This window comes from Sporosarcina sp. FSL W7-1283, assembly GCF_038003105.1.
GTDB lineage: Bacteria > Bacillota > Bacilli > Bacillales_A > Planococcaceae > Sporosarcina > Sporosarcina newyorkensis.
On the sequence record NZ_JBBOOL010000001.1, the window covers coordinates 3,122,229 to 3,146,069 of the forward strand.

At 36.1% G+C, this 23,841-nt stretch carries 19 protein-coding genes and 1 pseudogene; 4 read left to right on the forward strand and 16 right to left on the reverse strand.

Going from position 1 to position 23,841, the window contains the following annotated elements; translation table 11 throughout:
• Nucleotides 1–461 precede the first annotated feature (461 nt).
• From MKY93_RS16370 to MKY93_RS16380, 3 genes are all read left to right on the forward strand, one after another.
• A complete protein-coding gene (locus tag MKY93_RS16370; RefSeq protein ID WP_245799537.1) occupies nucleotides 462–833 on the forward strand; it encodes a Na-translocating system protein MpsC family protein in 372 nt (123 codons plus the stop codon).
• Between the two features lie 214 nt (nucleotides 834–1,047).
• Nucleotides 1,048–1,938 (forward strand): alpha/beta hydrolase, encoded by an 891-nt coding sequence (locus tag MKY93_RS16375; protein WP_340760272.1) that lies wholly within the window; start codon nucleotides 1,048–1,050, stop codon nucleotides 1,936–1,938.
• Between the two features lies 1 nt (nucleotide 1,939).
• Nucleotides 1,940–3,280, forward strand: a complete 1,341-nt coding sequence (locus MKY93_RS16380; protein ID WP_340760274.1) for an MFS transporter — start codon at nucleotides 1,940–1,942, stop codon at nucleotides 3,278–3,280.
• Between the two features lie 253 nt (nucleotides 3,281–3,533).
• Here the strand turns inward: MKY93_RS16380 and MKY93_RS16385 are convergent, their stop codons facing one another.
• From MKY93_RS16385 to MKY93_RS16420, 8 genes are all read right to left on the reverse strand, one after another.
• Nucleotides 3,534–5,321, reverse strand: coding sequence for a recombinase family protein (locus MKY93_RS16385; RefSeq protein ID WP_340760277.1), 1,788 nt, complete (start codon nucleotides 5,319–5,321; stop codon nucleotides 3,534–3,536).
• A 60-nt stretch (nucleotides 5,322–5,381) separates the two neighbouring features.
• On the reverse strand, nucleotides 5,382–5,528 hold the full coding sequence (locus MKY93_RS16390) for an SHOCT domain-containing protein (RefSeq protein ID WP_340760279.1): 147 nt from the start codon (nucleotides 5,526–5,528) through the stop codon (nucleotides 5,382–5,384).
• Nucleotides 5,529–5,900: 372 nt separating this feature from the next.
• Entirely contained in the window at nucleotides 5,901–6,155 is a 255-nt protein-coding gene (locus tag MKY93_RS16395) for a helix-turn-helix domain-containing protein (protein WP_340760281.1), read from the reverse strand.
• Nucleotides 6,139–6,576: an RNA polymerase sigma factor gene (locus tag MKY93_RS16400; protein ID WP_340760283.1), complete on the reverse strand. Its 438-nt coding sequence runs from the start codon at nucleotides 6,574–6,576 to the stop codon at nucleotides 6,139–6,141. Before MKY93_RS16400 ends, MKY93_RS16395 begins: the two co-directional genes overlap by 17 nt.
• A gap of 443 nt (nucleotides 6,577–7,019) precedes the next feature.
• The gene (locus MKY93_RS16405; RefSeq protein WP_340760285.1) at nucleotides 7,020–7,652 is read right to left on the reverse strand and encodes a hypothetical protein; all 633 of its coding nucleotides are present in this window, start codon (nucleotides 7,650–7,652) and stop codon (nucleotides 7,020–7,022) included.
• A 77-nt stretch (nucleotides 7,653–7,729) separates the two neighbouring features.
• Entirely contained in the window at nucleotides 7,730–8,236 is a 507-nt protein-coding gene (locus MKY93_RS16410; protein ID WP_340760288.1) for a PadR family transcriptional regulator, read from the reverse strand.
• 4 nt (nucleotides 8,237–8,240) lie between these two features.
• On the reverse strand, nucleotides 8,241–10,703 hold the full coding sequence (locus MKY93_RS16415) for an ABC transporter permease (protein WP_340760941.1): 2,463 nt from the start codon (nucleotides 10,701–10,703) through the stop codon (nucleotides 8,241–8,243).
• Complete coding sequence (locus MKY93_RS16420; protein WP_340760290.1) at nucleotides 10,672–11,391, reverse strand: ABC transporter ATP-binding protein; 720 nt, start codon at nucleotides 11,389–11,391, stop codon at nucleotides 10,672–10,674. The genes MKY93_RS16415 and MKY93_RS16420 overlap by 32 nt, the downstream gene beginning before the upstream one ends.
• Before the next feature lie 259 nt (nucleotides 11,392–11,650).
• On the opposite strand from MKY93_RS16420, the gene MKY93_RS16425 reads away from it, so the two are divergent.
• Nucleotides 11,651–13,153, forward strand: coding sequence for a transposase (locus MKY93_RS16425; protein ID WP_340760292.1), 1,503 nt, complete (start codon nucleotides 11,651–11,653; stop codon nucleotides 13,151–13,153).
• 396 nt (nucleotides 13,154–13,549) lie between these two features.
• Here the strand turns inward: MKY93_RS16425 and MKY93_RS16430 are convergent, their stop codons facing one another.
• The 8 genes and pseudogenes from MKY93_RS16430 to MKY93_RS16465 all read right to left on the reverse strand — a co-directional run bounded on the left by MKY93_RS16430 (nucleotide 13,550) and on the right by MKY93_RS16465 (nucleotide 23,775).
• Complete coding sequence (locus MKY93_RS16430; protein WP_340760294.1) at nucleotides 13,550–14,461, reverse strand: conjugal transfer protein; 912 nt, start codon at nucleotides 14,459–14,461, stop codon at nucleotides 13,550–13,552.
• A 15-nt stretch (nucleotides 14,462–14,476) separates the two neighbouring features.
• A pseudogene (locus MKY93_RS16435) lies at nucleotides 14,477–14,890 on the reverse strand (C40 family peptidase); the annotation flags it as partial.
• Nucleotides 14,891–15,017: 127 nt separating this feature from the next.
• Nucleotides 15,018–16,883 carry a group II intron reverse transcriptase/maturase gene (gene ltrA / locus MKY93_RS16440; protein WP_340760297.1) on the reverse strand — a complete coding sequence of 622 codons (1,866 nt, stop codon included), beginning with the start codon at nucleotides 16,881–16,883 and terminating at the stop codon, nucleotides 15,018–15,020.
• 697 nt (nucleotides 16,884–17,580) lie between these two features.
• Nucleotides 17,581–18,198: a lysozyme family protein gene (locus MKY93_RS16445; protein ID WP_445683494.1), complete on the reverse strand. Its 618-nt coding sequence runs from the start codon at nucleotides 18,196–18,198 to the stop codon at nucleotides 17,581–17,583.
• Nucleotides 18,198–20,423 (reverse strand): CD3337/EF1877 family mobilome membrane protein, encoded by a 2,226-nt coding sequence (locus MKY93_RS16450; protein WP_445683495.1) that lies wholly within the window; start codon nucleotides 20,421–20,423, stop codon nucleotides 18,198–18,200. The genes MKY93_RS16445 and MKY93_RS16450 overlap by 1 nt, the downstream gene beginning before the upstream one ends.
• The gene (gene tcpF / locus MKY93_RS16455; protein ID WP_340760301.1) at nucleotides 20,374–22,830 is read right to left on the reverse strand and encodes a conjugal transfer ATPase TcpF; all 2,457 of its coding nucleotides are present in this window, start codon (nucleotides 22,828–22,830) and stop codon (nucleotides 20,374–20,376) included. The genes MKY93_RS16450 and tcpF overlap by 50 nt, the downstream gene beginning before the upstream one ends.
• Nucleotides 22,814–23,209 (reverse strand): TcpE family conjugal transfer membrane protein, encoded by a 396-nt coding sequence (locus MKY93_RS16460; protein WP_155554853.1) that lies wholly within the window; start codon nucleotides 23,207–23,209, stop codon nucleotides 22,814–22,816. Before MKY93_RS16460 ends, tcpF begins: the two co-directional genes overlap by 17 nt.
• Before the next feature lie 65 nt (nucleotides 23,210–23,274).
• Nucleotides 23,275–23,775: an antirestriction protein ArdA gene (locus MKY93_RS16465; protein WP_155554852.1), complete on the reverse strand. Its 501-nt coding sequence runs from the start codon at nucleotides 23,773–23,775 to the stop codon at nucleotides 23,275–23,277.
• Nucleotides 23,776–23,841 lie beyond the last annotated feature (66 nt).

The following is a 23,841-nucleotide window of genomic DNA, read 5'->3' on the forward strand; positions in this document are numbered from 1 at the left end:
TTTTAGGGTATCTGTACACCAAACTCTCACGTTATTTGTACATTCATGTTAATTCAAACAACTATGAATTTTTCACACGTGCTATTTTCCACCTACAAAGTTCATAAATGGATTAACTCGGTTGAAATAATGATAGATAATGCAGAAAAAAGATTCAATCCAGTTGTCAGAAGTAAAAATTTTAAACTAATACGCCTTCTTAAATCAAACATATGTAACGAATACTCACTTGCATTTGGTTCTTATTTCATTTCTTTTTTAGAATGTTTTTTATACTGCGAAACTTTCATATAGCAAAATTTCCGTATTGAGAAAATTCTTGTTTTAGTTTATGGTGAATGAATAGAAAGTAAAAGTTCTGATGAGTTAAGGATGATGGAAGGACATTCTTTGCGCAATTATAACAAGGCAGAATTGGTATAGCAGTTTTAAAAACTTCTAACACTGTGAGGGATTGAAACTTGACCGAAAAAACAATGGACATTGAGCAATTCGAATTAGAACTTTTAAATTTGATTAATAGTTTCTTGAAAAGCGTTGGCGGAAAAGGTCCGAAGCAAACCGAAGTCCGGTTGATGGGAGATACGATCGTTTATATTCTTAGAGGTATTTTAACAAAGCGTGAAAAAACATTAATGGTTAATACTGAGGGACGAAAAATGGTTTTGGATGCTAGAAGATCATTTATGGAATTAGTAAAAGAGCGTCGTAATACGGAATTCGAACAATTTCTTGGCTGCAAAATTGTTGAAAGCTATGAGTCTTGGAGTTTGGATGATGATTCTGCAGTTGCAGTCTTATTATTAGATAGGGCTATTTTCAAAAAAATATAAAATTCATTTGCAATGTACAGAAAATTATATATAATTAAAATTGATAGTATAATAGCGCACAGTTCCCCTGTGTGTCCCATATCATTCATAGCAATGGGTGGTCTTAAAAAAAAGGCAAACCATAGCTGTTATCGACGGCTCCTCGTGAGCGGTCTATACGGCTATGGTTTTTTGTTTTCAATTTAATAAATGGTTATGGAGAGGATGATACGACTTGTTTACTTTCGAAAAAAATGTAGTCTATGGTGAAACTGAAGAAGAATATTTAACAGCAGATTTATATATGCCTTTGAAGTTCAATGAGCCTTTGCCAATTTTAGTACTTATTCATGGAGGGGCATTCCAGGCAGGTTCAAAAGAAATGTATAAAGAGTGGGGGGAAAACTTTGCGCAAGAGGGCTATTTTGTAATGGCCATCAACTATCGACTAGCCACGCCCAACTACGCGTCTTTTCCAGCAGTAATTGAAGATCTGAAGCAAGCGATGAATTGGCTCGTTTTAAACGCCAATAAAAAAGAATTGGATATTAATAAAATTGGGTTGATCGGTGATTCAGCCGGTGCCTATTTATCGTCGTTATTTGCCTTAAGCAATCACTCGTTTAGTTATCGAGTTTGTTCTGTAATCGGGGTCTACGGACTTTATGATTTAGCTTATGAATGTAAAAATCCAATTATTGTTCGGGATGTGAATATGAACGAACGTCTATTAGGACTACCTTTCGATGGTAATGAAAGCGCTTTTTATGCCGCATCTCCAATTGCTCATATTCAAGATGCAATGGCAGTGCCAACTTTTGATACAATCTTTTACTTAATTTGGGGTGAAAAAGATACAATTGTCAATCCAACCCAATCTTTATTATTTTATGAGGCTTTGAAAGAAGTGAACATTGAAGTTGAAATAACTAAAGTGGAAGACAAAGGACATTTTTGGTTCAATAAGTTACCAGGAATTGCAGGGGGAAAGGTAAATGATTATCCGAACAATGTCTTAATGCCTAATATTTTGGACTTTCTGCATAGAACTGTAAAGCAAGCTTTAAATGGACATTATTCAAAAAGACAAATTCAAATATTAAGTAAAATTGGAGGAGATGTATAGAATGAAGGCACATGTAGAGGAAACTTTTGAAATTCTTGAAGAGGAAAAATCACAGGCAAATAAGGTCGGGATTAAATCGATTAGTAAAGTAACGATTTTAGTAACAATAATTTGCTGGTTTACAATTTTTGTCGAAGGTTACGATTTAGTTGTATACGGCGTTGTATTACCAGTTTTGATGGACCCAAGTGGGTGGGGACTAACGGCAACACAAGCGGGCGCAATGGGAAGCTATGCATTGCTTGGCATGTTTTTAGGTTCTTCGATCGGGGGCTTCCTTTGTGATAAAATAGGAAGAAAAACTATCATCATCGCTTCAATCGCGCTCATGTCCATCATGATGGTACTGACCGCTTTAGCTCCCACACCCGAATTATTCGCAATATATCGTTTCTTGGCGGGATTAGGCATTGGCGGAATTGTCCCATCCGCCTCTGCGTTAACGACAGAATACTCTCCGGCAAAGTACCGCTCATTCTTCTTTGTTATTATGTATTCTGGTTTTGCTGTCGGTGGAGTAGCCGCTGCACTTTCTGGTGTGTTTTTTATTGAGAATTTTGGTTGGAGATCACTCTTTTGGTTAGGTGCAACACCAATTTTATTCATCCCATTCTTTATAAAATATTTACCGGAATCTATTAAATTTTTACAGGCAAACAATCAGCAAGTGAAAGCAAAACGCCTTATTGAAAAATACCGGTTACCTGATGAGTTCGTGAAAGAAGAACAATCCGAAGGAACTGCCAACGAGTCAGCGTCTATTTTTTCCAAAAGGTACTTAGTTTCCACGATTTTGTTTAGCATCGTCTATATTGGTGCATTTTTGCTTATTTACGGTATGAATACATGGCTGCCACAAATTATGAAAGAAGCTGGCTATCCCATGAATTCTAGCTTACTATTTTTACTGGTTTTCAACTTATCTGCAGTCGTGGGTGGAATTATTGCCGGAAGAGTCGCTGATCGACTACAACCGAAAAAAGTCATTAGCTTTATTTATTTTTTGGCCGCAATAAGCATTCTTCTACTTAGTATTAAATTCAATATAGTGGTTCTGTATATACTTATCGCCATAACAGGTTTCGGGACTACTGGAACGACGTTCGTACTCGCAAGTTATGTGATGAGGCAATATAATGATCAAAATAGAGCTAGTGCCTTAGGCATTGCCTCGGCAATTGGTCGATTCGGCGCGATTGCTGGTCCATTATTGGTCGGGATTCTTATGGGCATGAATGCAGGATATGAAATTAATTTTTATTTGTTTGGAGTTGTGGCAATTCTCGCATCACTAGTTATTTTGTTCATGCCGTCATTTAAATCAGTAAATGCAACTAAATAATTCAAGAAATTTATTTTTCTATGAAATCCCCTAATGAGTTTACAGCATACAAAATCTTGCTGGGCCTTTAATGAATTTCAAGATACTTGTGCATAGAACTATACAGTCCGGTTGTACATTTGCGTTAATTCAAACAACTAGGAATGTTCGCCCACGTAGTACTTACTTTAATCATTTCATAGAAAAAATCTAATTAAAAGCAGACGGAAACCCAAGAATCCCCTACAGATTCTCGGAAACCGCTGCTTTTTATTTACTTAAGTCTAGTAAAGCTACACACTCCACATGTGTCGTCGCTATTATGTGGACACAATTTATTGTCCTCGTTGCCTGTATGTGAACACAATTCATTAGATCCATCTGTGCTATCTTTTTTCGCGTTTCTTCGAGCAGGTTTAAACTTTTCACCATCAAGACTGTTACTTAGTCCTGTTTTATATACAAAAGTAATCATGGCAGGATCTCTATTACCATCTTCGTCTACTCCACCTACAATTACTTTATCAACTACGCTTTCAAATACATAACGATCAAATGTATCAATAACCTCATTTTGTTCTAATACTTTTTTGAAAGCTAATAAACGTTTTTTAATATCCTTTTCTTCTTCCAAATTCGATAATGACTTTTCTCTTTTTTGTACCTTTTCATTAATTTCTCGCGTCAATGAATTATATTTTTCTTCATACGTTTCTTTATCGATAATATCCTCTAATCTCATGTCCACTAATTTATTTTTTTTGTTTTCTAATCCTTGAATTTCTTTCTCAATTTTAGAAATTTCTTTGTGAATCGTATTGGAACTTAGGGCTTCTTCCATTCGTTGTAAAAATTCTTCTAATACATCCTTATTGTTATTGCACATAATACGGTAACTTTCTAGAAAAGCTTTTTCAATGGCTTCTTCCGGTATTCCTTTACTATCTGGACAAAATTTTTTCCCCTTCTTCGTACTTGTAACACACTGCCAAATCGTCTTACCGTATTTCGTTCCACTATGCCATCTACGTCTTGTTAATGTACTACTACAATAAGCACAATCAATCATGCAGCTAAAAGCATATTTACGACTAAATTTTTCCCGTTTTCCACCATTATTTTCTACTGTATTTCTCCCCCTGTTTCTTCTTAATCTGATTTCTTGTGCTTTATCAAATATTTCCGCACTGACAATGGGTTCATGATGATTTCTTAAATAATACTGATCTTCCTCACCGAAATTTTCCAATCTACGTTTTGTGATTGGATCTAATGTAAAAGTTTTACCCATTAATATATCGCCCTTATATTTTTCATTTTTTATAATTCCAAGGACGGTTGTTTCAGCCCATGTTGAAGTACCTCTCTTCGTTTTGTAGCCCAAATTCTCTAGTTCTCTTGAGATAATACTACCTCCTGCTCCTTCAACATACCTCTGAAATATATAACGAACAATTTCTGCTTCTTTTTCGTTTACTGAAATACTTTTATCTTCTGGATGATAGTCATAACCAAGACAACCTTGAAAACCGACTAACTCTCCACGTTGCATTTTCATCTTTAATCCCTTTTTAACATTAGCAGATATATTCTCAACTTCTTGTTGTGCAACTGAACTCAAAACGACAAGTAATAATTCACCATCCATTGTCAGCGTATTGATTTTTTCATCTTCGAAATAAACCGCTATATCTCTTTCTTTTAACATACGAACATATTTCAACGTATCTAATGTATTTCTTGCAAATCTAGATATTGATTTCGTAATAACCATATCAATATCTCCGTTCATACAATCATTGATCATTCGTTGAAAGTCTTCACGTTTGATGACTTGTGTGCCTGTGATTGCTTCATCAGCATAAATATCAGCTAACACCCATTCTGCATTTTTCTGAATTAAATCTGAGTAATAGGAGACTTGTGATTTATAGCTATTTAACTGATCTTCCGAATCTGTACTAACTCTACAATAGGCTGCAACTCTAAGCTGCTTTATTTCTTTTCCACGCTTTTGGTTAGCCAAATTACTATTTGCCCTAATCACTTCAACTTCTGACATAACAGCTCCTCCTTTTGTGTTCCTATTTACCCTCTATTATAACGCCAATAGGAACACAATTCAGCTTGTAATATCAGAAATGATACCATATTCTTTCATTAATTTATTTTTTACAATGTAATATTCCTTTTCTGAAATCAATTTACGAGTAAGCAGTTGTTTTAACATAGCAATTTGCATACTATATAGAATCAAATTCTGTTTCAAAAAAATGCCCCCTTACCTAATCTATTAAAAAATCAGACGGCTGTTGGTACAGCTCCACGGGAGTTTCACCCCTGCAAGTATTTCTTCCAGCCCTACTCATAGCTTGCGACGCTTTGAACGCTCGAACCATGACGGTAGGGGAGTATCATTATCTTTACTGATGGGTTATCGCCAGCAATCCACCACAATTGCATTAGATTCACAAATTATCGCTCGTTCCTAACGAAAGTCATGGCGTTATGAATCAAGTGGCTCATCATCAGTAGAACGTATCTGATTTTTTGTTTATACTGCACGGCGTTATCTTCCGTGCTTTCTTTGTCAAAGAACAAATATATGATTAATGAAAGGGAAAACCTAACCATTCTGTATTCAAATTTTGAAAGCTAAAACAGATTGCATAAGCTTCGCTCGTAAGCGTTCGCGTGTATCTTCATCGATGCCCCAATAAGTGTTTCCTTGTTCATCACGGAGCTTACGCATGGATAGGCTTGTCATATAGCTTCCATAATGTAGAACAACTACTTTCATTGCTTCTGGCTCACCCTTATTTGCAGCTAAAATGATTGGATACGGCAATAAACCACGCTCGTTGTTTTCAGTATTAGAATTAATCATCCCATTCATCTGCATGTTCCTCCAAAAATCGTTTTAACCTTTTGAAAGAGCTTGTCCGCCTATACTGAACTGTACTACGTGGAATATCGAGTAGTTCAGCTATTTCTACATCTGATTTGTCAAAAAAGTAGTATAATAGGACAGTGATACGCTTCTCTTTGGGCAAAGTACGTAGCGCTTCAGCAAGTAATTTCGGAGTGATTTTCTTTCCAGCCACTTGAAAACTTTGTCCTACTTCTCCTTCATATTGCTTATCTAAGGTATAGAGTTGATTTTCTTCTTGTGGTGTGAGATCAGAAAATGTCATCTCCTTTGCTTGTCGTTGTTGTCTTTCGTTGAAAATATTGATTGCTTCATTCTTCAATACACGTTTACAAAAAGCATTAAAGGCACAACGAACTTGCCACTCGGTACGATCTGGTTCTATCATGCATTTCCTCTCCCTTCGCAACTGCAAAGGTGGGTGATGATTTCCCCTTTCATAACCTTCAACAAGATTTTTTGTGAAATGCCAAAAATAAGAGAAGTTTTCTTAAAAAAATTGTGAAATGCACAAAAAAAGCCCAACTGAACATAAGCCAGCTAGGCATAAAATTTGACGCTTTCTATTAAATTTTTAGTTATAATAATCTGACAGCACTTTAAGATGTTTCTTGATATGGCTTGCGATATCCAATAAAGGTAAGCATAAATAAACACGGCGATAACCTCCTTCATACCGCCGTGTCCTTAAAAAAGAGCGAACTTAATACACCTTCCGTAATTCTATTTTTTAGAAAAATGGCGGCTTTGAAATTTCTTATTTTCAAAACCGCCGTTTGATATATTATCTTTCTATATACATTTTTCACACTACAAACAACGGTTTTTTAGTTATTTTGGAAACAATGTATAAGACCACGAATAAATAAAATCGGCGATAAAAACAATTCCCCAAATTATTCCGATTCCAAAGGTAACATCATTAGGATAAGGTGATTCTTTTGCTACTCCTTTCTCTATCCATGAAAAATCACTTAAATACATTTTTATCTCTGCGATGCTTTCCGTACCTATGATCCAAAGAATCGCTTGAACTGTAACAAAAATAAATAAATGTATATAGGAAGATTTACGATACTTTTTCGCAATATATTTAGGGTTATTATTCCTTTCAATAATTTTATAGTCTTTGTCAGACAATAATTCAACACCACGTAACGTTCCAATTTTTCTACGCATCCAACGATCTAATCTTATAAAATCAAATATTCCAAATGTAAACGCATAGATAATAAATACAGTAACAACAATTTGAAACGTTGAAATCTCTCCTGTTTGATGATAGACATACAACCCGAGCAGCCCTTCAAGTATTACCATAAACAAAAAGAAGAAAATGAACATAATGCTAAGTCTAGGTTTGTTAAAGAAATAACGAAATATACCAAATAGGATTAGTGCCCCTATAGACAATAATTCGATGAGGATAAACAATTCCCAATTGTATTCAAGAATAAGACCCAACTAAACTCCTCCTTTTTGGGAATGATTAGTATAAGATAATTACAACGGTATATCGAAAAGGAAACCTCTACTTAGATTTATGAACGATTTCTATTTTCAATCTGACTTATCCAATTTAAATCTGCCTCCAAATGTAAGAGTGTACCACTGATTAATAAATATTTATCCTCTTCACCCTGAATAAGTAACTCCGTTTTTAATTTAGTCAACTCCATTACATCTTTCATTATCATTGCTTTTTGTTGCTCAAGCATAATATTTTCTCGATCAAAGTGGATTTTTCGAGCGCAACTCCATTTAAAATGAAAGTCGTCCCTAGTAGAATAATAAGGTACAGGTTCTAATAACCATTTTTTTAATTCATTTTCACCTTCCGCTTCTAATTTATATAACTTTCTTTCTTGGTCATCTATTCCTGCCGATGACACGAGTTGATCACGAATGAGACGGTCAAGGGTAGTATAAATCTGACCAGGGTTAATCTTTCCCTTGATACTTAGAAGAGACTCTAATTCTACTTTCAATTCGTATCCATGATTTTCTTGTAGGAATAACAATGTTAATATCCCGTACTTTACCGACATAATTTTAACCTTCTTTGAGTGATGACAAAATATTTATTTTACTAGCTGTCGTACTAGAAATCCAAGAGGCAAATAAACTTAGTAAAAGACCAGCAATCAATGCTACTCCAATATTACCAAGAGGTATCTGGAAAGATATGAAATCTCCCAAAAGCTTGGATTTACTAGTAACGTAAAGTAAAATCACACCTGATGCTACGCCTCCAATTACTCCTACCAAACCTATAAGTAACCCCTCACCAATTACCATCTTTCTTACTTGCTGTCTAGTAAATCCAAGCGCCCGCATCGTTCCAATCTCAGATGTACGTTCCAAGGTATTCATCAAAAGAGTATTAGCTGTACCAATACTAGCTAGACCAATAATTAGGAATAGCATAATTAATATTAATTCGTTCATACCAGATAACGCAGAAGTAGTTGATTTAATTTCATCTTCGACAGTTTTAACTTTTGAAAGGTGTTCATTGAAATCTATCCATAACTGATCTCGTAATTCCTCGCTGCTATATTTATCATTTAATGTTAGTAGCATATCAAAACTATTTCTCCAACCAAATTCATTATTTAAATGCTCCTCATCCATAAAGCCAACATATCCTGAATAATGAGAAGTATCCACAACGTCAATGACTTCAAATTTTTGTTTACCAGAAGGAGTATTTACGTGAATGTATTCTCCAACTTTTCCACCCCATTCATCAAAAGCCCGTTTACCGAGCAGGATAGATGGTTTCTTTTGTAACTCTTGATATAACGATTCTTTTTCAATATCTTCAAATAAAATAGGCCCTTTTTTACTTACGGCAAAAATAGAGAATTGTCTATTCTCTTCATTCATTGTTTCCCATGTAATGGGTGTGGCTTCCGTTAATGGGACAACATTTGCTACAGAATCATAAGAAAGTAGAGTTGTTATATCCTCACTAGACCAAGGAGCTTCCGATGTAGCTCTTAGATCACCTCCAAATGTATTTCTAATGTCACGTTCATAACCTTCAGGAGCAGATTCTATAACAGAGCTTAACAATAAGATTACTCCTATCCCTATGGCAAGGATAGCGGAAGTATTGGCATTTCGATTTAATTGCTGCGTAAGGCTATGCGTAGCTAAAATTCCTGAATAGCCAAAAAGTACTTTGAAAATTGGTTTAAAGATCTTACTTATTCCTCTTAGCAAGAATGGGAACAGCAAAATGATACTTGCTAAAATAGCTAGATAGGAAACGAAATGATCAATAAATATAAAAGTAAATAAGCCAACTCCTACAATACCTCTAAACACGTATTGTCTTTTCGATGATTCTGTTTGATTTGCCATTTTTAATGTTAAGAGCACCGAAGTTTTTCCCGCATTGTAAATAGGAAATAAGGAGAAAATAATGGGAAATACAATTCCTATTACTATGGCTGTTATTGTAGGTATTTTCCAATTCAAAGTGTAAACCATGTCAAATTCAAACACACTAAGCAAAATTTGCATAAACATATCGCCAAGCCAAATTCCAATTGGTACCCCTACAGCCGTACCAATTAATGATAAAATTATTACTTCAATTAAAACAAGCCTAGAAATAGAACTTTGTAAATAACCAAAACTTTTCATTATTGCAAATTCCTTTTTTCTCTCCATAACGCTTGTATAAATCATATTAAAGACAATGAATCCACTAATAAGCATAGATAAGCCAGCAATTAAGTAAAAAAATGTATAGAGTCCCCCAATATCGTTACTTTGTCGATCATCTGCGACAACTGGCTGTATATATACACTTGAATTACTAAATTCTTTCTGTAAAGATTGAAAAAGTTTTTCACCTTCTTCATTTGTTTGAAGCCTTACATATGAAAGCTCATTATCCATACTTGTCCATTCTCTTAACAAATCAAGTGGAGCCATGACTCTAAAACTGGTTGATTCAGCACTCTCCCAATTGCTCGGGCTTGCAAGTAACTGTGTATACTCAACTACAGCAGATATTTTAGCCTCTCCCAGATTAGTAAACTGAATGGTATCTCCTACTCTTTTATTTAGTAAATTTGCAAGAACATCGGGTATTACCAATCCCTCATTGTCTAAACGCCCTTCAATAACAGGAAGTTTTAATAAGGAACTGTTTTGATCATCCACACCTGTAATTCGTACAGATCGTTGATTTAGCGATTTATCACTTAGATCTATGAATGCTTGTTTATCAAGTACAAACAATGTTTCAGTAATGATTGGACTGTTTAAATGGGGTGAAACAGTCTCTTCCGAAAAGGTATGTTCATCACTTAAAAGCCAATAATCAGCATTTGCTACATACATTTGTTTATAATAATTAAAAACATCGTTTGTTGTTTTATCTGCGATTAACATAGATGTTATAAAGGAAACACCAATGATAATCCCAAGTAATGAAAAGAAAAATCTTTTTTTGTTTTGTGTTATGTTACGCCATGAAATTCGCCACATATTTAGCATAATCTTCATCCTTTCTAGAAATCACCTGATCGACAACTCCATCTTTAAAAAGAATAATTCGATCTGCAAATCCAGCTGCGAAAATATCATGTGTAACCATAATTATTGTTTGATTGTAATCTCGATTAAATTTTGTTATTAAACCAAGAATTTCTTCGGCTGTATTTCTATCTAAATTACCTGTTGGCTCATCTGCCAATAATACGGCAGGTTTGCTAACCAGTGCTCTGGCTATAGCCACACGTTGTTGTTGACCACCGCTAAGCAAATTAGCTCTTTTCTGACCAAGTCCTTTTAATCCAACAGAATCAAGTAATTCTAAAACTAATTGCTTTTTTTCTTTTGTTAAAGTTCCATCTGCATGAAGCGGAAAAGCTATATTTTCTTCTACATTTAAATTAGTAAGTAATTGATAATTTTGGAAAATGAATCCTATATTCTGTCTACGAAATATTGTTCTTTTCTTTTCCGTCATCTTATTTAAATAATGCTGATTAATTATAATATCTCCTTCAGTAGGTATATCAAGACCACCTAACAATTGGAGTAATGTGCTTTTTCCAGAGCCGCTAGGACCCATAATAGCTACAAATTCACCTTCTTGGATTTGTAAACTAACATTTTTTAATACTTTTATTCTTTCTTGTCCTTGTGAAAATTCCTTTTTAAGATTTTTAACCTGAATCACTTTATCAATCCCTCCTATTTTCAATAATAGACTCTCGGCATTCGCCGAGCTTTGTGGTTCAAGGATTTTCCTCAAACCAATTTATTTCATCCCTCCTATTTTAGGTGGGATTTTTTAATGTTCATTTTTTTAAAACTGGAAATTAATTATCAAAATATTTTCTCGAATTCGACAAGAAACACTTGACTTTTCAAAAACACCACAATAATCGCCGGTGAAGGGATTATTTTCCCTTACTACTTGTGATTGAGGTGCCAAAATGAAACCCACGTTTATTGCACACGAAACTTATCAAAACTTCGTTCTAAATCAGTTAAATGCCCATTATTCTGGTGGCATTCTTACCCTTGTTCATAAGGATTGGCCAGTAATTAAAAAGCTTTGGATAACTGATCTCTCTTCGGTAACTACATGGCTTGGTGATTCCTATTCCAAAAAGGGACCAAAGCCTCGTGACCCCGCTTCTATGATGCGTTCTTATCTGCTTTCATTATTTGTTCAACCTACAAAAGGTATTACTCATTGGGTTGATCAACTTCGTCGCGTTCCGTTGTATGCAATTCTTAGCGGTTTTGAACCCGGTGACACACCAGGTGTTGGAACATTTGAAGACTTTTTCAAACGTTTATGGGCCTTCGAAAACCCGAATGTTATGCCGAAGGTCAAACCTAAAAAGAAAAAGTCAAAAAAGAAAAAGAAACCTAAAAAGGGTGAAAAAGCTGAACCTAAGAATCCCGGAATTGTTCGTAAACTCGTTGATCGGGCAATGCGTTATGGTTCCAAACAAAAACAACTGCCAGGAGACCGATTATTTGAGTTTTTTCAATCCCAATTTTTAGCGGTTTCTACGAAACTTGGTCTTCTTGGGGATCCCGAAGCTCTAGGTGTAGTTGGAGATGGGACACCAATTGAAACAGCTAGGTACCCGAGAAGTAAATCAACCTGTAATTGTAGTGCCCAAGGACTAACGAACTGTACTCACCCACGCCAGTATTCACAACCCGACATCGACTCAGGCTGGGATAGTTCTAGGGAAAAGTACTTCAACGGATATCATCTCTACATGATATCCACTAGCGATAGCCAATACGACTTACCGCTATATCCACGGCTGCATCCTGCTTCCCGGCATGATTCAGTCAGCCTAGTGGCTAGTTCAATTGAATTTTCGCAACGGTACACCTTGGGCACGATTGATAAAATTCTTCTTGATGCAGCGCACGATGCTGAGGCCATTTATGAGCTATTTGAACATCAAAATGTGGAACCCTTCATCGATTTAAATGTTCGAACAAAGAAGAACTTTAGTACAGAAAGTGATATTCAAATATCTCCGACAGGTGTTCCAATCTGTCCGATTGGGAAGGAGATGAAACCCAACGGGTTTGACAAATCTCAAAATCGGCAAAAATGGCGTTGTCCACTTGCTTGCGGTACCAAAAATACATGCTCATCACCGTGTTCAAAAGCAAAATATGGTCGGACATTCCATACATTCAGAGAGGATAATCTACGATTATTTACCAAAACACCAAGGTCCTCTGAAAAGTGGAAACTTATATACAAACGAAGAACCTCTGTTGAACGTTCTAATAAAAGAGAAAAAATAGATTATCACTTGGAATCTGGACGCCACCGGTCAACAAAAATGTGGTACATTCGCCTATACGCCATAATGATGTGTCAGCACATCGATGCTTGGTACAGCAGTCAGAAAGAGCAGTTAAATATTGAAGAAATCATCTTTCCTAAAGCCGCCTAGTCAATTTTTTAAAAAATAATGGCAATAGGTTTCTTTGTCATGCACATTTTTGAAAATACAATGAAAATAATGAGTGTACAGGCCATTCCAATCCAATTTCCAGTAATTTTGGTTCATTTCACCCGGAAAAATTGTTATTTATTCCGAGACTCTATAATATTATTATATACTAAGTATATAATAATTCAATATATTTATATTACAAATGGAGTTTATTACCCTATATATTCCTACTTTCAATAATAAAGCTAATTATTGTTTATATACTAAGTACTTAAAGTGTGGATTTTATTAATAAAGTTTAATAATCATCAATTGTCAAGAATGATAAAAGTGAAACAGGTTTAAATAATAATTTATTAATATTAATTTTCAGCAAACAAACTGTTAGCACAGTTACTTAACAATCATCCAATTTATATCTTTCTCTAAAGTTAGTACATATTGAGAAAGCTGCGTTGCCTTTGTTGTCCCATCTAAGTACTTCACCGATATCCAAACATACACCTGATTTCCAGACTGTTGGAATATAGGATTAACTAGCTCTGAAAATATATAGTCTTTGCCAATCGGTGGTAAGGCATTATTTTTCACATAATAAGCAAGTTCTTTATCAGTGGCAGTAGGATAAAATGTAAAGAATGTCTCCAAAAACTCTGTCACTTCTTGCACAGTATCAGAATCAACCGTTCCGTTACTTTCAGGTTGTTGTGGCTCATAATCTGATTTATTCGGTAAGCTCCATAAGGTAGGATTTTGTGTAATGACTAAGTTTCCTGCATTATCTTGATGAAGAAGTATTCGATATGTGGATCGAACCCTTTCGCTATTTTTATCTCCCGTAATTTTTTGATCTACCGAATAAACAACCGCATAGGTATTATCATTTTCTGGTGATACTGACCAGATATCAATATTACCTACGCTGGAACTAGTAGGAATATCATCTCTTACGGTATCGATATTTAAAGCTTGTAATTCCTCTGTCAAATAGTGACTGATCTTTTCCGCCCGTTGTTCAATGGAATCTTTTTCATTTTCCCATGTGTAGTAATCTTTCACAAAGTTTTTCGTAAAGCTCTCAATCGCATTCGTATCCATGATCTTGGTTTCAATGATTTCTCTTTCATGAACGGTATGTTGATCAATTGCTGTAAAGTTTTTATAGATTCCAAAGGCAAGACTTCCAATGAGGACTATCCATAAAAACACCACTGACTTTTTACGTGGTCCAACTGTCTTTACTTTTATTTTTTTAGGTTTTGTTTCTTTCGTTTGCTTGTCTTGCTTTTTAAATAATCCCTTCATTTTATCTAACCCTTTCTATTGTTTAATCCGTCCAGCTCCAATTAAGTGCTTTTGCCAGTAAGAAGACGTCAAATCCGCATAACCAATCGGATCACCTGCGTTATACATTTGGTTGTTTCCAACATAGATCCCAACGTGCGTGACATACGTTCCCGCGTTATACGTAGAATGAAAAAATACTAAATCCCCAGGTTTTGCTTCTGAAAGAGGAATATGCTCAGTTACGTTATATTGCTGTTGTGCTGTTCGGGGCAAATTAATCCCAGCTTTCCGATAGCTCCACTGCGTGAGTCCACTACAATCAAATGAAGTATTTGTATTATCTCCACCAAAGACATAAGGAAACCCTTCGTATTTTAATGCTTCATTCATGACAATCTGAACCATTTCATCATCAAATTGAGGCGAAATAGAATACTGACTCACTAAATTGAATAGCGATAGGTAACTCTTTGAAACTATCTCCAAGTTTTCCCTCGCTTCACACCGTGCATGCAACTTTCACCGCACACGGCGTTCCATCAATCTTTTTCTTACTTGCTATATATTTTTCAAGTTAAACTGTAATAACACCATTTTTGACCTGTATTCTTAATTCATTTATTTTTTCAAACTGTTTTTGAGTAGGTTGAAATTGTTTAATAACTCTATTGATTACTTCATGCGATGTCGCATGAATCAGTCTATGAATGTCTTTATGGACAATAATTAGGTTTTGAAACTTATCTGTACCACCATCTGCTCTTGGTTTGATATGATGACAATGATTTTCTTCACATGAAAGTATTGTTCCTGTGACCGCACACTTCCCTAATTGTGCAGTATATTTGGAAATTCGATTGTCATTGTATTCAATCGACCTATCCTGTACAGGATTTCTCATAAGTTGGGTAAGCACACCTACATCTAAGTTAAGTGATTTGTGTATAAGTTGTCTGCCTTGTGAATTAAATTTACAAATACCATTTCTTAAGGATATGGCTCTACTATGTTTCACATATCCTATAGGTATGATAGGACAATTATTCAGCCATCGTATTTGCTTGCTTTTCCCATACTTTTTCGATAGATACTTGTTATAAATTACTCCTTGTTTCGTTGTATTCAACCTATTATCTATCCAGTTACTTATGATGTAATTGATTTTTGAGCAATCAAATGCTATGAGCGTTGCTTTACTATAATAATTGTGAATACCAACTACCATTGAATTGTAAATTCCGATTTCCTTTGCTTGTTCTTTGTCAGTAGAAGGATGTTGTATTCTTTTAATCTGTTCTTTCAGAGTATTTTCCACCTTTTTTATTGCCTTTTTACTCATGTGAGATTCCACTACATCCTTATCTGATTTCCGAACTAATTTCATTTCAAATCCAAGAAATTCAGAACTATGTTTTTTCAGATTTACAATCTTCGATTTTTCTTTGCTAATATCAAGCGAAAGCCTTTCTTTTAGCCATTGCGTGACTGCATGAAAAATCTTATTTGCATCATTTCGTTTTCGACAAAATATCTTGAAGTCATCAGCGTATCTGACTATATAGATTTCTTTGAGATTAGATTTTCGCAGTTCTTTGTATTTATTGCCTTTGTCAATGCCCTTTCCTTTATCTCGCCTGTCAATTACTCGTGCTGATTTACTTTTTGCTGGTAGCTCTTCCCATTGGGAAGCAATCCACCAATCTAGTTCGTTAAGCACAATATTTGATAACAGTGGTGAGAGAATTCCACCTTGTGGAGTTCCTTTTTTTGGATGTTCCACTTTTCCATCTGGCAAGATTATCGGTGCATGAAGCATGGCACGTATAATACCTAATAAATGCTTATCTCTAATTCCTAAAGTCCACATTTGCCGAATCAGCTTTGCATGATTTACATTGTCAAAGAAAGACTTTATATCTATATCTACGACGAAATGTAATTTACTTCGATTCATCAATCTATAACATTGTGCAATGGCATGATGAGCCGAGCGATTTGATCTGAAACCATAGCTGTTGTTATGAAACTTTGCTTCGCAAATCGGTTTTAATACTTGAAGAATACACTGTTGAATAATTCTATCCCATACAGACGGTATCCCTAGGGGTCTTTGTTTTCCATTGGATTTAGGAATGTTTACTCGTTTGACTGCTCTAGGTTTATAACAACAGAACATTTCCTTAATAACGCTGAGAAAGTCTTTTTCAGACATTATTCCAATATCCTTTATTGTCTGTTTGTCTATACTTTGAGTGTTACTGCCTTTATTCTTCTTAATATTTCTATATGCCAACATGATGTTTTCATCTGACATAATAACGCTCATAATATCAGTAAATATTTCCTGATTTTGACTTGCTTCATATAATCGGTCAAAGGTTTCCGTCATATCGTAATATTCGCTATGACGAAGTGTTTTGTTTGTTCTTACTCTATTCATAGCACCAGTCCTTTCTATTAGGAGTTGGTGTTTATTTGGTCTTACTCGATTCTATGAAATATATAGCATAGCTAAGTTTAAAGATTGACTTGTGGCTATCCCTCCGCCATATTTCTATAACTTCATAGGTACTGTGCCACTACTCTCACTGACATAAATGCAAGTTATATATTCCCTGCAGCCGTTTCATTGGTTTATAGCAACCTTCACGTTGTCAGCTTTCCACGTTCCGATAACCTTATCTTTACATCTACTTTTAGGTGCTTGCTTTAAGCCTGCATATATCCAATGCCTGTAACATTGCATGGTTGTTCATATCTACGATTCTTACTAAACCACTGTATGCGTCCGTTTTATAGAACCCGATGCATTACTGTACCGTCATGTTATAGACTCTTTCATTCACAAGTTCGTCAGTATATTACATTCTCACCATGAGTAGTTTATAGACTCCCGACCTATCGGCTACACCATTCACCTCTGAATAGATTTCGTGTATCCTTTATGAATACTTACGGTAGCTTTCAGTCGACTTCACCGAGCTTTTAACACTTATCTGCTATATGATGAATGCTAATCGGAGTATCAGAGAGGGCGTTTCGAGGCGTTACCCTGTCATTCCACCCTTAGGGTTATCAGTTCTCCTTAATAGAAAACGATATTTTCGTCTTCAGATTTAAGTGCCTAACCTTTTCAGTTAGAAACGTGTCGCACCATAAAACATATTGCCATAACGGTACCGCCAACCACCATTTTTCTTTACGGCTATTGGATTAGAGTAAGTGACTTTACTGCCCCCTGACCGTTCCTTCGCAAAGCTTTCAGCTAATTTAAAAGAGTAAGAGCTTCCTTGTTTTGCGACATAATCAATAAAAGCACCGCCATAGTTGTAAGCCTGAATGACTGTATTCTCATCGATACCTTTTGCTTCTGCAGAACGCAACAAATCTGCAAAATATCTTGTTCCTTGTTTAATAGAAGCTTCGGTATCCAATGTATTAGGCGGTAATCCCAACGATTCACTGGCCTGCATTACGTCTGGAAATTTACCGCCGCTTTCCACTTCAATAATCGCAAGTAGAGTAGAGACATACTCACTAATTCCATATTCTTGTGCATACTTTTCTACCATTGGCTGGTGCTTTAATACATCGGCGGATACTGATATGTCACCTATATCATGAATGAAATCACCACCATCTGATGAGTGTTCTTCGTTTGATATAAAAATAGCTACAAATGTTAATATCCCTAAAAAGGCAAGAAAGCCTAATCCTCCAGCAATTAACATGACCTTTAATTTCATGACTTTCATCAGCGTTTCCTCCTAACAGCATGGATTGGACGCTTAGTGATTTGTTTCCGGTTTGTACGTTTCAACGGTTTAGAAGGACGCTTGATGATTGTCCGACTATTTTTTGGTCGAGAACGTTCTTCATTAGGAGATCGGTTTTCTTTTTTAACAGGTTGTTTGGGATTATCTGTAAAACGCTCTTTTCTGTCTGGACTCGATAACTGTCGTTGTAATTTGAATTGCTTCATATGCTCGCTTTTTGCGGCAGGTCTTGTCTTTTCTCTTTGTTGAACAGTTGGGTTCTTTAATCTATCTTGATGTGCGGATTCATTGACATCATGCGTGACTGGTCGTTCATAACTAGCAGTCTTTCGAGAAGGGGGACGTTTTTTATCCAATGCTTGCCGCCTATCTGCGATGGTTTGGCGATGTTTTGCTTGACGGTCTGCATCTGTTTTTTGTCTCTTTTCCTTTGCTTGCTTCATGCCTTCTTTAAAATCACGGGCGGGTTTTGTAAGCTGTTCTTTTCCTTGCATCACCGCATATTGAGCAGTAGTAGGTAAATCATGTAGTTGTTCTTTACGATGATCTATATTTGCACGGAACTGACTTTTCGCACCAAGCACTTTTCCTGTGACTTGACCTACTTTCTGACTTAAAGATGTTGATTTCGTGCGATCAGTTGGCCGTTCTTTGTTATTTTTTGTAGTCGATGTTAACCGTTGCGATGGGCGTAGGGGAGAGAACGAGCCTTTTGTTTGCTTTGATTTTCCAACCATTGCCCCGACCGTTGCTCCAGCTGTTGCCCCTGCAAGGGTGCGTCCGATTGTTCGCTGTAATCGCCGACTACCCCGATTAAACATTCGATAAGGACGACGCATGACTTGACGTCCGACTTGTTGTGAATCATTACTTTGTAGTTTAAACATGCTCATAATGTCACCGAGTTTCATGTAAATGCCTGCAAACGTCACGATTTGCAAAAAGGCAATCAAGAAAAACGGAAAACTTGTTGTTAAACTGTAAAGCATGGATGAAATACTAAAGGCTACTGTGATAATCAACGTAATCCCAGCCCGAAGCATAATCACATTAAATAGTTTCATAATCGCTTGTTTTCCCATGTTTTCAAAGGTGGGTATCATGGAAAGTAGAAAACTAATTGGTAAGAACATTGCATAGATGATAAACAGAATTTGCGAGAAAATCATAATGCCCGATAGTAGGAACACGAAAATGGATATTCCAATATTAAATATAAATAAAAAGAAGACCATCCCTAAACGTGTGGTGGTCTTCGTAATCGTTAAATTTTTATTGTCGTGATCTTCAATTTCTGCTTTGACAGCATCTTCACGATCTTTCCCATTATTGGCGTCAGGGCTAATGGAAACTAAGGATTCAACACGTTCTTCGCCAATTGTCTCTTTGTCTGAATCATCAAACTGCAACAACATCCAAGGCTGCTCCACTTGAATGGAAAAGAGGTTATTCCGTATCATATCCACGCTGTCTTTTCCTTGACTGTTAGAGTTCGGCATCAAGATTTTTGTTCCTAAACCTAAACTTGCTTGACTAATATCTGCTGAAAAATCATTAATTTTAGTAATATAGGTTGGAGCGTAGGCGATAAAAGAAGCCGACAAAATAAACACGACTAAAAAGTTTAGAATCGCCCGAATCGCTTTCGTTGTTTCCCGTTTCATTAAGCCTGTATAGGCCACGTAAATTCCAATCACTAAAATGAAAAGAAGCAAAAAACCTATATAAAATCCGGAACTGCTGAAACCACTTGCGGTAATTCCAGCTAATGTTTGCATGTTTTTCCCGATAGCGTCTGCCGTTTGGGAAATGAAATCGAGAGAATAAGCTTGTTGGATTAAGTAGCCTGTTGCATTTGATAAATATAAGCTAATAATCCAAATGAAATTAGTGATTGTATATAAGCCATACATGACTTGTTTACCTATGCCATCATCCCAATTCCACGGCAACCAATCCCAACCCGAATCCACGTAGAAATCTAATTGATAATGGTCAAGTGGGTACAAGGAATAGAGATTATCTTCTGACACCGTATCATCAACTAAGCCAGCTGCTTGAGCTAATGTTCCAAGTAAAAGAAGACATAGAAAAACGGCAGTACCAATAAGTACCACCGTTAAGACAATCTTTTTCCATTTTTGCTTTTTCAAATTAATCTCCACCTTTCTTCTCCTGTGTCGGTGGACGCGTGTCAAAAGCATAAAATAAATCTTCAAAGACAGGATGGACTTGAATAATCCCCACACGCCCATATAAGTCTTGAATTAAACATTGTCCGTTTTCCAGTTCCCGTAATCGCCTTTGATTCGATTCATCTTCCGCATCCACACCAAAGAATTGAAGAGTTTTCTTTATTTCTGTCATATCTCTTGAACGGAAAGCGAACTTGACACCAATATTATTCTTTAATTTTTCATCGGTTAAATCGTCGGCGTTCTGGGTAACAAAGTAGACACCTGCATTCATGGCACGCCCTGCACGAACCAATTTATTAGAAAGTGTTTTTCCTTGTGCAACTTGTAGGAAGCTCCAGGCTTCGTCCAAATCAACAATTTTAAAAATGCTACGGTCGGAATGAATGAAGTCTAACGCAAAAGTGGAAATGACAATCAACATGGCGACGCTTAATAATTCCATCGTTGTATATTCCTCAAAACTTGTTTCTGCGTCTGGTAACACTAAATCCGCCACTTGGATAATATTTAACTGCTTTTCTAAACTGATTGAATGTTTCACCGTTCCATCTGAAAAGAGGAGGTGGGCAAAGTCATAATCCGTAAAACTCTCGATATGGTCAGCAATAGGGCCCGCTAATGGATTAGGGTCACTTCTTAATTCATGAATCACAAGAAGCAAGCCTCGTTCTTCCTGTTGACTGACAGCTCGAATCGCTCTTCGTAACACTGGAAACTTTTCACCATCTCGACTAGAAATACCCGTGAGGAAAGTGAGAATATCAATCGCAAGACTTTCTGAATCCTTTTTCTTTTTCATAATGACATAAGGATCAAGTAATCCTTTATTTTGATCTTCACTCGTTAAATTAACAATATTAATCTCGTGAGCGATTTCAGGTAATGTTTCTTTCCATTTTCCTCGTTCTGCCTTTGGATCAACAATGAGTGCTTGTCCTCCAAAGAGAACGGCATAATAGACTAATAGATTATTGGAAAAAGATTTCCCACCACCAAGTGAACCTAAGAATGCAGAAGCTAACGCATTGGTAACAGAACCTTTGACTCCTTGACTAGCCAGGCTGGGATTGAGATAGACATTTCTTCCCGTGTCCAAATTGTAGCCAAAATATATTCCTTCCGTTTCTCCGAGCATTTGCGTTGCCCCAAATCCAAGTCCTGCCAAAAAATCAGATGTAACATACTGAATATAATCATTCATATACCGCTTACTGGCTGGGATAAATTCACTGTGTAAACCGATCATATCTCCAAACGGACGAACGAGTTTTACGTTCAAATCATCATAAAAATCTTTTACCTCATTACAACGCTGTTTGAGTTCGTCCAAGTTAGGAGCAGACACGCGAATCACGTAGCTTAATTTATACATCGATTCTTTACTTTGGTCGAGCACATCTTCTAATTCATTTACCTGTTCTAATGCGTCGATGACATTGCTGCCAGTTTCATTATCGGATTCCCAGGCATGATTATCCAAGTCTTTGAGTTCCTTTTTCTTATTCCGAACGGTAGATAACGCTTTTTTATTCGTTACAATTTCTACGTTCATGGAAGTATCGATTGGAAAATCAAATTGTTGTTGTTGATAATAAAAAATTTCATCAGATGGAAACTCAAGATCACCGACAATGGAATTAATCGTAAAGTATGCCACATACGTGGTTTGTTCTTCCTGTTCGATTTTTAAATACCGTTGGTTTTCCTCTATCAAACAACGAGTCGGTTTAATCAGGTCATAACGCTTCACTAAAGTTTCCTTTTTTAATTTCTTTAGAGGTAGGGCATAGTCATATTCGTCATAAGCAATTCCTGTTTGACCGTGAAGATGTTCAATCAGATAGCCAAAGTCATTTTTATCTAATGGCCGTACCTTAAAACGTCTAGAAATTTTGTTTTGTAATAAAGATTCCATTTTAGAGAAACGCCTCATTTCTTCATGTGGCATCGAGACAAAATCTCCCATCAGGTGGTGGTTTGCATCACGGACAAATGAAGATAGTGAATTTTTAATGTTTTTCCCCATTGATTTCATACTGACTTCTTCTTCATTCAGCAACAGCTTAAACCCAATAAAGAAACGATAGTCTACTTGATGTTCGCCAATCATGGAAATGAGGGCTTCCGTTTGGTCGTCTAAACGTTCATAAGCGACGTCTTGTAAACGACCAGATATTAACTCTTTACTTCGTTCTTGCATGGATCGGATACTGCTTGCGGTACTGATTTGTAGAGCATGAATTTTACCATCTTGATTTTGCGCAATTAATTGACGGAAATGGTCATGTACTTGTATTTTTTCGTCTGGTGAAAGGAACGAATAGTTATATGGCAACAGCTCATAATACGCAAAACATTCACCATCATAGTTGAAAACGAGATTATTTTCAATATATTTAATCGGATAACGCACGATGCACTTCACTCCTAACAGCAGTCATATTTTCATTTACCTTCATTCGTTGTAGTTTGACGGGTTTTCCCGCATAGGTTACTTTAGGCCGGAACCAATAAGTCAATACGGACTTGAGAAAGTTATACGGTTTCTTGCCGTCAAATGTTTTCTGACTCATAAACCAAGTCAAACCAACTGGTATTCCGATATATTTTAATAACGCCCCATCAATTAAAGAGAGTGGCGGAAGATTTCCCAACAGCATGACTGCTAAGAGGGAAAGCACAAACCATGACATTTGGTTGAATGTCACGGGAAAAGGTAAACGAAAATCATTTATGGCATAAATCACTTTTTCAACCGACCAAATGCGCGTATAACTTCTTAACTTTTTCATAGGTTCTCCTTTCAAAATGAAAACAGCCTGCATGTACACAGACTGTTTCACATTTTTATATTTACTTATCCAACATATTCAAACACACCGTGTGACGTAACGAGAAAGTTTCCGTTTAATTCTAAATCTCTCCCAAGCGCTTGATAATCAATATAGTTCTGTAAGTTAGTAGGAACTTCGCCGATCATACCTGTTTCTTTTACATAATACCGAGCCACATCTTCCATATCTTCACAATCTGCATAACAGATAATATCATTTTGGTTTTCTAGCAATTCTTCAAGACTATCAAACCAGTAGTCTTGAATTTCAGATAGTTCATGGTAAATTGGCGATCCTTCCAATTCTTCTACCATCGCACATAACCGATTGATTTCAGAGATAGGGGTGTATTCACCAATCTCAAATGGCAACTCATAATCATGTATGGCGTATTCTTCATATTCACTATTTAAGCCAATTCGTTCTTTCACATCTTCGATATCGATTGGTGGCGTAAACCATTCTCCAACCAATTCGCCCTCATTGTATTTTCCGAGATTGGCGATATATACTTGCATGTCCATTAATTTTCACATCCTTATTATTATAAATGGGCATAAAAAAACAGCTAACTGTTTAAAGTTAACTGT

Coding starts and splice junctions, on each gene's coding strand:
- MKY93_RS16380 (WP_340760274.1), top strand. CDS start 1,940: ATGAAGGCACATGTAGAGGAAACTTTTGAAATTCTTGAAGAGGAAAAA.
- MKY93_RS16385 (WP_340760277.1), bottom strand. CDS start 5,321: ATGTCAGAAGTTGAAGTGATTAGGGCAAATAGTAATTTGGCTAACCAA.
- MKY93_RS16395 (WP_340760281.1), bottom strand. CDS start 6,155: ATGAATGGGATGATTAATTCTAATACTGAAAACAACGAGCGTGGTTTA.
- MKY93_RS16400 (WP_340760283.1), bottom strand. CDS start 6,576: ATGATAGAACCAGATCGTACCGAGTGGCAAGTTCGTTGTGCCTTTAAT.
- MKY93_RS16410 (WP_340760288.1), bottom strand. CDS start 8,236: ATGTCGGTAAAGTACGGGATATTAACATTGTTATTCCTACAAGAAAAT.
- MKY93_RS16415 (WP_340760941.1), bottom strand. CDS start 10,703: ATGCTAAATATGTGGCGAATTTCATGGCGTAACATAACACAAAACAAA.
- MKY93_RS16425 (WP_340760292.1), top strand. CDS start 11,651: ATGAAACCCACGTTTATTGCACACGAAACTTATCAAAACTTCGTTCTA.
- MKY93_RS16430 (WP_340760294.1), bottom strand. CDS start 14,461: ATGAAGGGATTATTTAAAAAGCAAGACAAGCAAACGAAAGAAACAAAA.
- ltrA (WP_340760297.1), bottom strand. CDS start 16,883: ATGAATAGAGTAAGAACAAACAAAACACTTCGTCATAGCGAATATTAC.
- MKY93_RS16445 (WP_445683494.1), bottom strand. CDS start 18,198: ATGAAAGTCATGAAATTAAAGGTCATGTTAATTGCTGGAGGATTAGGC.
- MKY93_RS16450 (WP_445683495.1), bottom strand. CDS start 20,423: ATGCTTTTGACACGCGTCCACCGACACAGGAGAAGAAAGGTGGAGATT.
- MKY93_RS16460 (WP_155554853.1), bottom strand. CDS start 23,209: ATGAAAAAGTTAAGAAGTTATACGCGCATTTGGTCGGTTGAAAAAGTG.
- MKY93_RS16465 (WP_155554852.1), bottom strand. CDS start 23,775: ATGGACATGCAAGTATATATCGCCAATCTCGGAAAATACAATGAGGGC.